We start from the raw sequence: 7,699 nt of genomic DNA on the forward strand, positions 1-7,699 counted from the left end.
GCGCGCATGCGCTCGGGCGTCCAGTAGCCGTCGCCCGCGGCCAGCGTGGACGGGAGCCGGTGCGCGACCGGCCCATCCTCGGCCGGCTCGGCGAGGGCCGCTGGGGTGGCCAGCCCCGTCAGCAAAGTGGTCAATCCGGCGATAGCCAAGGTACGCATGGGGCCTCCGTGACAAAAGTGATGACGAAGGCTTACCACACATGTCGGGTTTGACGGCAATTGCTGCCACCCGCCGGATCCAAATGAATCTACAGCGTAAAGGCGGCGGCGCTGATCAGCCCAGCAACTCCTCGATCAGGTCGGCCGCCCGCGCGGTTCCGCCCTCGGCCAGCGCGTCGGCCTGGAGCCGCGCCGAGCGGCGGGCGACCTCCGGGTCGGCCACGAGCTCGCTCAGAGCCGTCCGCAGGGCCTCGGCCGTGGCGTCCTGGGTGTCGATGCGGCGGGCCACGCCCAGCTCCACGAGACGGTCGGCGTTCATGAACTGCTCGGCGGCCTGCGGCACCGCGATCATCGGAACACCGGCCAGCAGACCTTCGCCGCACCCGCCCATCCCGGCATGGGTGACGAAGGCGTCCGACTGCTCCAGGATCGCCCGCTGGGGGACCCAGGAATGCACTTCGACGTTGGCCGGGATGTCGCCGAGCTCCCGCGGGTCGGTGTGCCGGCCGATCTGCAGGACGACGTGCCAGCCCGGCAGGTCGCCGAAGGCCGCCAGACACTGGCGGTAGAAGTCCGGCCGGCGGGTGTACGCCGAGCCCAGGGAGATCAGCAGGACGTTTTCGGCCTCGGCGGGACGCGTCCAGCCGCCCTCCTTCCCCGGCAGGCCGAAGCAGGGGCCGACGAAGGTCACCGTGCCGGTGTCCACCTGGTCGGAGTGCGGCTGCATCGCCCGGGAGATCAGGGCCAGGACCCGCGCCGGCCGGCCGGAGAAGATGTCCACGTCGGTGGTGGACGCACCGGAGCCGGCCAGCCACTGCGCGAACCTCGCCCGGTAGGCATCGGCGCCCGGCAGCTGCCACAGATCTGCCGCCACGTCCTGGTCGTAGCTCTTCCAGGCGACGAAAGTCGGGGACAGCTGCACGATGGGACGGTTCTGCGATTCGGCGAGGGCGCGCGCGGCGTAGGCGCCGATGTCGTACAGATAGAGGTCCGCGGGGTCGTGGTCGTAGGCCGCGCGCAGCTGGGGGAGGGCCTGGACGGCGTCGTCGAGGAAGAGGCCCATCGCGGCGATGGGGTCGTCGGGCCAGTTGTTGTCGGCGACCGGCAGCGTGGAGGTGCAGGGGACCAGCTCGGCGCCGGTGCCGGCGATCAGCTCGCCGACCGCCGGGTCGTTGGCGTAGGTCACCCGGTGCCCGCGGGCCACCAGCTCGCGGATGATCTCCAGGCTGGGCAGGACGTGGCTGACGGCGGGGATGCCGGCCATGGCGATGTGGGCGCGCTGGCGGGACATGCAAGCTCCTCGTTTCGGTCTGGGGCCGGACGGATGTGGCGCGGAGGCAGGTGTACGGGGTGCCGCGCCCGCGTCAGGCGCGACTGGTGTCCGGGGCGGCGGCTTCCAGGTCGGCGACGGAGCCCGACATGATCGTCCGGATGTGGGCGGTGATGTGCTCCGCCGGCCAGTCCCACCAGGCCACCGCCAGCAGCCGGGCCACGTCCTCGTCGCTGTAGCGGGTGCGGATGAGGCGGGCCGGGTTGCCGCCGGCGATCCCGTAGTCGGGCACGTCCGAGGTGACCACGGCGCCGGCGCCGATGATCGCGCCGTGTCCGATCCGCACGCCCGGCAGCACCGTGGCGCCGTAGCCGAACCAGACGTCGTTGCCGACGACGGTGTCACCGCGGTTCGGCAGGCCCGTGATCAGGTCGAAATGCTCGGACCACGAGCCGCCCATGGTGGGGAAGGGGAAGGTCGACGGGCCGTCCATGCGGTGGTTGGCGCCGTTCATGATGAACCGCACCCCCGTGCCCAGGGCGCAGAACTTGCCGATGACCAGCTTCTCCGGGCCGTAGTGGTAGAGCACGTTGCGGGTCTCGAACGCGGCCGGATCGTCCGGGTCGTCGTAGTAGGAGTAGTCGCCGACCTCGATCAGCGGGGACTTGACCAGCGGCCGGAGCAGCACCACCCGCGGCTGCCCCGGCATGGGGTGCACCACGGTCGGGTCGGCGGGGACATGGGATTTCATTCGGTGCCTCTCAGCCGGCCGTCAAGGCCGGGCGGTCCGGGGTGCGCGCTTCGGAAGACCAGCTACTAACGCGACAGTTGCTACTTTAAGATGGTGGCATGACGCTGTCCGCTGAGCAAACCGAGTCCGAGTGATGACTCCGGCGCCTCCACCGGCGGAGGGCGGCCCGCCGGCCCGGCGCCGCCCGGGCGGCCGTACCAGCCGCATCCGGACGCAGGTGCTCGACGCGGTCCGCGCCGAGCTGGGGGAGCGGGGCTACGACGCGCTGACCATGGAGGCCGTCGCGGCCCGGGCGGGCGTGCATCGCGCGACGGTGTACCGGCGCTGGCGGGATGTCGGCGGCCTGCTTGCCGACGTCTTCGAGGCGGCGAGCGACGATGACTGGCAGCCCCAGGACACCGGCTCCCTGCTGGGCGACCTGGCGGCACTGAACCACGAGAGCCAGGAGTCGCTGGCCGCGCAGCCGCCCATCGTCGCGGCCCTGTTCGCCGCCTCGTTCCGTTCCGAAGAAGCCGCCCGCGGCGTGCGGCGGCTCTGGGAGGACCGGTACACCCGCTGCGAGGTCATCGTCAGCCGGGCCGTCCGGCGCGGCGAGCTCCCGCCGGACACCGACGCGCGGCGGCTGCTCATCGCCGCCACCGCGCCGGTGTACCACCAGCTGGTGCTGCTCCGCACGCCGCCCGACCCGGACCTGCCCGGCCAGGCGGCCAGAACCGCCGTCCTGGCCGCCGCAGCAGGCGCCTTCGCCAAGTCTCCGCCGGACGGCGACGCTTGAGCGGGCGGTATGTGCCGCTACCTGAGCCGGTCAGCTGGTGTGCGCCGCCACCGCCGCGTCGAAGAAGCGCCGCAGTTCCTCCACCCGCTCCGGCGTGGCGCGCGGGGCGACCACGCCGGCCAGCTCGGCCAGCGGCAGCGGCAGGCCGCGCGCGGCCAGCGCCGCCGCGCTCGCCTCGTCGCCGGCGATGCCCTCCGCCGCCATGATCGCGGTCAGCCGCGACCACAGCGCGGCGTCGTCCACCGCATCGGCGATCGTCTCCGCCCGCGCAGGCGTGGCGGGAAGGGGCGCCTGCCGGTGGTGCTTCCCCGCGCCCACCCGTTCCGGCGTCCGGCCGGGCAGGTGGACGGTGGCGTGGGCGCCCGGCGGCACCTCGACGTCGAGCGTGAGCGTGCCGTCCGCCACCCGCCAGGCGACGGCGGCCGTGCCGTACCTCGTCTCCAGCTCCGCCTCCGCCCAGGTCAGCCCGTGCCCCGGCAGGGGGCGCACGTCGATCTCCCGGTAACCGGGCGCGGCGGGCGCGAGCCCGGCCACCCGCCGGTGCAGCCAGTCGGCGACGGCCCCGAGCGCGTAGTGGTTGAAGGAGGTCATCTGCCCGGGATTGATCCGGCCGTCGGGCAGCATGCTGTCCCAGCGTTCCCAGATCGTGGTCGCCCCCATGGTGACGGGGTAGAGCCACGAGGGGCAGGAACGCTCCAGCAGCAGGCGGTAGGCCAGGTGCGGGTAGCCCGCGTCGGTGAGCGCGTCGGCGATGAGCGGCGTGCCGACGAAGCCGGTGGCCACGCGGAAACCGTTGGCGCGTACGACGTCGGCGAGCCGGGCGCCGGCCGCCGCGCGCTGGGCGGGCGTGGGCAGCAGGTCCCACAGCAGGGCCATCGCGTACGCGGTGGGCGTGTCGTTCATCAGCCGGCCGCCGGGGGTGACGTAGGCGGCGGCGAACGCCGCCCGGACCTTGGCGGCCAGCGCGCGGTACCGCTCGACGTCGTCCTGGCGCCCCAGCACCTCGGCGGCCCTGGCCAGCAGGTCGGTGCTCCTGACGAAGTGCGCGGTGGCGACCAGGTCCTGGTCGGTACGCGCCGCCCCGGGCGCGTCGGGCGGCGCGGCCGGGTCCAGCCAGTCGCCGAACTGGAAGCGCCCGGTCCACAGCCCGTCCTCGCCGGCGAACGCGTTGAGGCGCTCGACCCAGGCCCGCATGCTCGGATACTGCTCGCGCAGCACCTCGGGGTCGCCGTAGCGCTCGTACAGGGTCCAGGGGACGATCGTGGCAGCGTCGCCCCAGGCGGCGGCCGCGGGCAGGATGTTGTGGTGGATGTTCGGCACGACGAACGGCACGCAGCCGTCCTCGAACTGCTCGGCCGCCAGGTCGCGCAGCCAGGAGGCGAGGAAGGCCGAGCAGTCGGCGATGAAGGCGGCGGTGGGCGCGAAGACCTGGATGTCGCCGGTCCAGCCGAGCCGTTCGTCACGTTGCGGGCAGTCGGTGGGCACGTCGAGGAAGTTGCCGCGCATGCTGCGCACCACGTTGTCGTGCAGCGTCTGCACGTCGGGGTCCGAGCAGCGGAAGCGGCCGGTCGGGCGCAGGTCCGAGCTGAGCACGATGGCGTCGATCGCCTCGATGTCCCCGGGCTCGACGCCGTCCAGGCTCGCGTACCTGAACCCGTGGAACGTCAGCAACGGCTCCAGCACCTCGGCCCCGCCGCCCGCCAGCAGGTAGCGGTCGGTCGCCTTCGCGCTGCGCAGGGGGCGCGTGCCGAGCTCGCCGTGCTCCAGGACTTCGGCGTGCCGCACCACGATCTCCTGGCCGGGGCGGCCGCGTACGCGCAGCCGTACCCAGCCCACGAGGTTCTCGCCGAAGTCGACCAGCAGCGCGCCCGACGGCGAGCGGAAGGGGACGCCGCCCGGCACCACGGCCACCGGGCGGACGGGCGGCGTGTCGGCGGGGAAGAGCCGGTCGAGCGGCTCGTCGAGCACGTCCACGGGCTCGGCGGGGCCGCGGCCCGCGCGCAGGTCGGTGGTCTGGCCGTCGTACAGGTCGTCGGCGAGCACGCCCGTGTCGTGCGCCCGCCAGCTCTCGTCGGTCACCACGAGGTGGGTGCTGCCGTCGGCGCACTCGATCTCCAGCTGCGCGAGCAGGGCCAGCCGGTCGCCGTAGAACGCGCGCTCCCCGCGCCAGTACAGCCTGCCGCGGTACCAGCCGTTGCCCAGCAGCGCGGTGATCTCGTTGCCGCCCGCGCGCAGCAGGGCGGTCACGTCGTGGGTACGGAAGCGCAGCCTGTTCGCGTACGACGTCCAGCCGGGCGCCAGCTCCTCGTCGGTCACCCGCTCGCCGTTGATCCGCGTCACGTGCAGGCCGAGCGCGGTGACGTGCAGCCGGGCCCGCGTCACGGCGGCGGGCAGCTCGACGGTACGGCTGAGCAGGGGAGCGGCGGTGAGCGTGGCGCCGAGCGTACGCGGCGAGACGAAGCGCGCCCGCCAGTCTTCCGCGCTGAGCGGCGGGTTCTCGAAGGCCAGCGGCGCGCTCCACGGCGACCACTCGCCGCCGGACCTGACGCCGACCCGGACCGTGCCCCGGGCCCGGGCGGCCAGCGGGTCGAACGGCCAGGCCACGCCGATCTGGCCGGTGGCCTCCTCGGTGTGCGTGACCGGCTCGCCGCCGTCGAGGGTCAGCTCGATCCTGCGGGCGTCGAAGCCCGCCGACGCCCGGCCGGTCCGCCACGACAGGCGGGGACGCGTTCCCGGCATGCCGTCGAGGCGCAGGCCGCTCGGCGCGGTGAGAACGTCGCCGGTCGTGGTCGTCATCGGGTGGCCCCTTCCGGGTCGGCGGCTTCAGCGGCTTCGGCGGCCTCGGCGGCGGCCTGTCCGGCCACGACGCGGCGGCGCAGCGGGAAGATCCACGTCCACCCGATCACCGCGGCGATCAGCACCGCGGCCAGCAGCACCGCCATCAGCGCCTGCGGGCTGGAGTCCGCGATGGCCGGGGTGACCAGCGCGAACCCGGCGGCCACGAACCGGGTGAAGGCGATGGCGATGCCCTGCGCGGTGCCCCTGATCAGCGTCGGGAAGAACTCCTGCGCCCACACCTTGAAGATCACCTCGCCGGCGAAGCCCGCGCCGACCGTGATGCAGAACTTCAGGATGATCAGCGTCACCGTGTTGACGCCCGCGACCAGCGGGATCGCCGCCCCGGCCGCCATGATCAGGACGCCGGTCGTGTACAGCGGCATGCGGGCCGGCCCGTCCACGAACTTCATGAAGATCAGCACGGTCACGAACCCCAGCGGGTACGCCAGCAGCCCCACGAGCGTCGCCGTCGAGACCGGCGCCCCGGCGACCTCGGTGAACAGGAACGTCTGGAACTGGCCGAAGGTGTTGGCGACCAGGTTGCCGATCGCGTAGAAGAGCCCGAGGCCGATGACCGCCCCGAGCAGCGGCCTGGCGGTCAGCCTACGCAGGGAGTCGCCGCGGGAGGCCCCGGTGGGCGCCTGCTTCTGCCGGTCGCGCTCGCGTTCCCACTCCTCCGACTCGCGCAGGCGCTGCCGCAGGACGAGCACCACGACGGCCACGACCACCACGTGCAGGTAGATGATCCGCGCGCCCGTGGCGCCGAGGCCGGAGACCAGGAAGCCGATGAGGTAGGCGGCCAGGCCGCCGCAGCTCCACAGGACCTGGGAGAACGCGACGAGCCTGGCCCGCCGGCCCTGCGGCGCCTCCTCGGCCACCAGCGCGAGCGAGGTCGGGATGTCGGCCCCCATCGCCAGGCCGGTGACGCCCACCCCCACGAAGATCATCCACGGGCTCGCCGCGAAGGCGAGCAGGGCCAGGCCGACGACGAACACCGCCAGGTCGTAGGTGAATACCCGGCGCCTGCCCAGCAGGTCGCCCAGGCGGCCGCCGAACAGGGCGCCCACGGCGAGGCCGAGGGTCAGGATCGACGACGCCGCCCCGATCATCCAGGGGGTGAGGCCGAGATGCTGCTTGTAGAGAACGAGCGCGGTGCCGGTGCCCACGATGGTGGCCGCGTCCATGTAGGAGGCCATGCCACCCAGCACGGCCGTACGCCAGGCACGCCGGGACGTGCTCTCTGTTATCGCCATGAAATACCTCTCGAAGGGGGATGATACGGCCCCGCACGTCACAGGTCCGCGCCTTGTTAGCTGGTGATTGTAGATCGATCTACAAAAAGCGCAAGAGCCTTGTTCTGTTTCCGTGTTCCGATCGGCCTCCGCTCCCGGGTCAGATTTAACTAGCTAACCTAGTTAGCGAATTACGTGGTAGTGTTCCTTCGTGACTAGTGGAGAGAAGCCAGCCGAGGACCCGATCATGGAGAGCCTGCAGCGGATCGGGCTGCTCACCCGCCTGGTGGAGCAGCGGCTGAGTCAGGCCCTGGGCGTCAACTCCACCGATCTGTCGGCGATCGAGCACCTGATCACCGACGGGCCGCTGACTGCCAAGGACCTGGCCGACCGGCTGCAGGTCTCGACAGCGGCGAGCACGCACATCGTCGACCGCCTGGAGCGGGCCGGTCACGTCACCAGGCAGCCGCACGCCACCGACCGCCGCAAGGTTCTTGTCCTGCTCGCCGACACCTCGAAGGCCCGGCTCTTCGAGCTCCTCGCCCCTCTGCTGGGCGGGGTGGGCGAGCGCGTCGGCAAGCTCAGCGGCGCCGAGCGGGAGGTCGTCGAACACTTCCTGGCCAGTGTCGTCGAGATCTACACCGCCGCCGCGGAAGGCGTGACCTCGTCCTGACC

6 protein-coding genes are annotated in these 7,699 nt (G+C 72.6%); 2 read left to right on the forward strand and 4 right to left on the reverse strand.

The window, feature by feature from the left end:
- Window positions 1-273: 273 nt before the first annotated feature.
- A complete protein-coding gene (locus ETD85_RS58020; protein ID WP_206059549.1) occupies window positions 274-1,449 on the reverse strand; it encodes a macrolide family glycosyltransferase in 1,176 nt (391 codons plus the stop codon).
- Window positions 1,450-1,522: 73 nt separating this feature from the next.
- Entirely contained in the window at window positions 1,523-2,179 is a 657-nt protein-coding gene (locus ETD85_RS58025) for a CatB-related O-acetyltransferase (RefSeq protein WP_138698367.1), read from the reverse strand.
- A 133-nt stretch (window positions 2,180-2,312) separates the two neighbouring features.
- Between ETD85_RS58025 and ETD85_RS58030 the strand changes: the two genes are divergently transcribed.
- Entirely contained in the window at window positions 2,313-2,954 is a 642-nt protein-coding gene (locus tag ETD85_RS58030; RefSeq protein ID WP_138698368.1) for a TetR/AcrR family transcriptional regulator, read from the forward strand.
- Between the two features lie 30 nt (window positions 2,955-2,984).
- Here ETD85_RS58030 and ETD85_RS58035 read toward each other — a convergent pair whose 3' ends face one another.
- Both ETD85_RS58035 and ETD85_RS58040 read right to left on the reverse strand, forming a co-directional pair.
- Window positions 2,985-5,750: a family 78 glycoside hydrolase catalytic domain gene (locus ETD85_RS58035; protein WP_206059550.1), complete on the reverse strand. Its 2,766-nt coding sequence runs from the start codon at window positions 5,748-5,750 to the stop codon at window positions 2,985-2,987.
- Window positions 5,747-7,045, reverse strand: coding sequence for an MFS transporter (locus ETD85_RS58040; protein ID WP_138698369.1), 1,299 nt, complete (start codon window positions 7,043-7,045; stop codon window positions 5,747-5,749). The genes ETD85_RS58035 and ETD85_RS58040 overlap by 4 nt, the downstream gene beginning before the upstream one ends.
- A gap of 190 nt (window positions 7,046-7,235) precedes the next feature.
- On the opposite strand from ETD85_RS58040, the gene ETD85_RS58045 reads away from it, so the two are divergent.
- Window positions 7,236-7,697: a MarR family winged helix-turn-helix transcriptional regulator gene (locus tag ETD85_RS58045; RefSeq protein WP_138698370.1), complete on the forward strand. Its 462-nt coding sequence runs from the start codon at window positions 7,236-7,238 to the stop codon at window positions 7,695-7,697.
- Window positions 7,698-7,699: the final 2 nt, after the last annotated feature.

The sequence above is a fragment of the Nonomuraea zeae genome (assembly GCF_005889725.1).
GTDB classification, from domain to species: Bacteria; Actinomycetota; Actinomycetes; order Streptosporangiales; family Streptosporangiaceae; genus Nonomuraea; species Nonomuraea zeae.

Coding starts and splice junctions, on each gene's coding strand:
- ETD85_RS58020 (WP_206059549.1), bottom strand. CDS start 1,449: ATGTCCCGCCAGCGCGCCCACATCGCCATGGCCGGCATCCCCGCCGTC.
- ETD85_RS58025 (WP_138698367.1), bottom strand. CDS start 2,179: ATGAAATCCCATGTCCCCGCCGACCCGACCGTGGTGCACCCCATGCCG.
- ETD85_RS58030 (WP_138698368.1), top strand. CDS start 2,313: ATGACTCCGGCGCCTCCACCGGCGGAGGGCGGCCCGCCGGCCCGGCGC.
- ETD85_RS58035 (WP_206059550.1), bottom strand. CDS start 5,750: ATGACGACCACGACCGGCGACGTTCTCACCGCGCCGAGCGGCCTGCGC.
- ETD85_RS58040 (WP_138698369.1), bottom strand. CDS start 7,045: ATGGCGATAACAGAGAGCACGTCCCGGCGTGCCTGGCGTACGGCCGTG.